Below are 2,065 nucleotides of genomic sequence, written 5' to 3' on the forward strand. Positions count from 1 at the left end.
CGGGCGCGTAGAGGTCGCGCTCTGTGCCGAACGGATGCTCCTCGTTCGCACCTTTGGCCCGTTCGTAGATCAACGACCGAGCGTTGCGGTCATATGGGGTGCCGTCGGTGGCGCGCTCAACGAAATACTGCTGCAATTCGGGTCGCAACGATTCGAGGGCGTACCGGAAGTGTCCCAGAATCGGGTAGTTGCGCAGGATGCTGTGCTTGGTCTGCACAGCGTCGAAGGTTCCCAGGAAGACGAGCAGGGTCATCGGTACAGCCACCATCATCCACCACCATGACGTAGCGATTGTCAGGAACCATGCGGCGCCGGACAGAACGAAGGCACCGGCAACAGTTCCGAAACGGGTCATATTCTGCATCTTCCACGACAACGTCAACGGGTACACGGCACGAAAGCGCCGAGCCACTGACGTCATCGTGTCATCGGACAACCTCAGCAGCACACGATCTGATCGGGCGACTGGCCCCTGTCTGTCGGGCTGAGGTGAGACACCGGTGATGCCGGTGCTCACTATCCCATCGGGGCGAAGACAAGCTCCGCCAGACCGATGACCATGGCCACAACTGCAGTAGTCGATCGCTGCGCTGGCCGTGACGAAGCACTCCCGCCCCGCCAAGCGTCTCGCAAAGCTCTCGGTCTTCGCGCTCGTCGTCCATCTGTTCGTGATCCCCCAGGTCGGTGGGGCCCACAAAGCATTGTCCGTATTCGGTTCGGTGAACCCGATTCTCTTGGCTGTGGCACTGGCGTGTGAGATCGCGTCCTTCGTCGCGTACTCGCGGCTCACGCTGCTCTTGATTCCCAAGGCGCACCGACCGACGCTGGCGTGAGCTTCGGTGTAGCGATGGCGTCGACTGGCATGAACCCCGTCGTCCCCGGCGGCGCCGTTACGGCGGTCGCGGTGAACTACCGACTTCTCGGTCGCAACGGTGTCCCGTCAGACGAACTCAGCTTTGCGCTCGGCACGCAAGCAATCGGCTCAGCCATCGTCCTGAATGCCTTGTTGTGGATCGCGCTGGTTGCGTCGATTCCAGCGAGCGGATTCCATCCGATCTACGCCACCGTTGCCGCAGTGGGCGCTGTCCTCGTCGGCCTATTTGCCATGGCCGTAATCGGTCTGCGTCGGGGCCAAGACGCAGTTGCTGATCGCGTGGCAAACGCTGCCGGACATCTCCCGAAAGTCGATCGCAACGCAGTGCAGTCCACGATGCTCAGCCTGGCGAGCCAGCTCGATTCGCACGCCGATGACCGGCACCGTATCGACCTTGTCCTTGGCTATGTCTTGGTCCTGGCTCTGTCTTGGTTCTTGGCTATGGCGCCGCGAACTGGCTGCTTGACGCCGCTGCGCTCTACGTTGCTATGGCTGCATTCGGACCGCGCCCGACAATCATCGGGCTCCTCGTCGCCTACGGGCTCGCGAATGTCATGGCGACGATCCCGATCAGCCCCGGTGGCCTTGGTGTTATTGAAGCGATCTTGATCCCAACGCTGGTCGGGTTCGGTAGCTCGCGCTCACAGGTGGCGATCGCCGTGGTCGTCTACCGACTCGTCAACTTCTGGACGCCGATACCTGTCGGAGCGTTCAGCTACATCACTGTGACGGGGCACTACCTGAGCAGACTGATGCACCCCAAGCCGACGAACTTTGTTGCCGAAGTCAACCGACAGGCCGCCTCGACCACCGCAAAGAAGCCAGTGAACGGGTTACAGCCCGTCAAAGGGTCGAAGGGTCGAAGGGTGTGAAGAGTTTCAGTCTCGGCTGGACTTATTGCGCACCGCGCTGGCTATCCGCTTGCAGGCCGATGCAACTCGGTGTTCGATCGCAGCCAGTTTCCCAGCGTCTGCGCCGGTCGACGTGTCGATCGGTGGCAGCGAACGAAACTTCTTCCGATCGATGTTGAGGGTGATCTCGTCGTTGCGAACCTTGCCGACGGCCATGATCGGAACGGCCACGAGGTGGCGAAAGCCCGGCAGGCCCGCTTCGATATACACGCCCTCGATGTGGTCGCCGTCGATCACCATTGCCGCGACCATTCCAACGTGATGATCGTCAGAACTCATC

Annotated in this window: 2 protein-coding genes and 2 pseudogenes; 2 read left to right on the forward strand and 2 right to left on the reverse strand. The window is 61.3% G+C overall.

Going from position 1 to position 2,065, the window contains the following annotated elements; genetic code table 11:
• A pseudogene (locus tag ACH2EI_RS17975) lies at window positions 1-355 on the reverse strand (FMN-binding glutamate synthase family protein); the annotation flags it as partial.
• 241 nt (window positions 356-596) lie between these two features.
• On the opposite strand from ACH2EI_RS17975, the gene ACH2EI_RS17980 reads away from it, so the two are divergent.
• Window positions 597-833: a hypothetical protein gene (locus ACH2EI_RS17980; protein WP_395155541.1), complete on the forward strand. Its 237-nt coding sequence runs from the start codon at window positions 597-599 to the stop codon at window positions 831-833.
• Between the two features lie 469 nt (window positions 834-1,302).
• The gene (locus tag ACH2EI_RS17985) at window positions 1,303-1,746 is read left to right on the forward strand and encodes a YbhN family protein (RefSeq protein WP_395155540.1); all 444 of its coding nucleotides are present in this window, start codon (window positions 1,303-1,305) and stop codon (window positions 1,744-1,746) included.
• Between the two features lie 6 nt (window positions 1,747-1,752).
• On the opposite strand, the pseudogene ACH2EI_RS17990 reads toward ACH2EI_RS17985, so the two are convergent.
• Window positions 1,753-2,065 (reverse strand): annotated as a pseudogene (locus tag ACH2EI_RS17990) (hypothetical protein); the annotation flags it as partial.

It is taken from the genome of Ilumatobacter sp., from assembly GCF_041688325.1.
Taxonomy (GTDB): domain Bacteria; phylum Actinomycetota; class Acidimicrobiia; order Acidimicrobiales; family Ilumatobacteraceae; genus Ilumatobacter_A.